Source organism: Bradyrhizobium uaiense, assembly GCF_010811875.1.
Classification (GTDB): Bacteria; Pseudomonadota; Alphaproteobacteria; order Rhizobiales; family Xanthobacteraceae; genus Bradyrhizobium; species Bradyrhizobium uaiense.
Genome location: NZ_VKHP01000814.1, coordinates 1 through 247, shown reverse-complemented (window position 1 = coordinate 247; position 247 = coordinate 1). Strand labels below are relative to the sequence as shown.

The window sequence follows — 247 nt, the reverse complement described above, 5'->3', positions numbered from 1 at the left end:
GTCGGCGGCCTCTGCGTGTCGCAACTGCTGACGCTGTTCATCACGCCCGTGATCTACATCTATCTCGACCGCATCGACCGCAGGCTGCGCCGCAAGCTCGATCCGCAGGCAGAGGCGGATGGCGACGCCGAGCGGCTGACGCAACTCTGCGCCGGCGCCGGCGCCGAGCGCGATCGGCAGCGTGCCGAAGATCGCCGCGAACGTCGTCATCATGATCGGACGGAAGCGCAGCAGCGCCGCCTCGCGG

1 pseudogene is annotated in these 247 nt (G+C 69.2%); it reads right to left on the bottom strand.

Annotation, left to right across the window (positions count from 1 at the left end):
• Window positions 1-117: 117 nt before the first annotated feature.
• Window positions 118-247, bottom strand: a pseudogene (locus FNJ47_RS47565) (efflux RND transporter permease subunit); the annotation flags it as partial.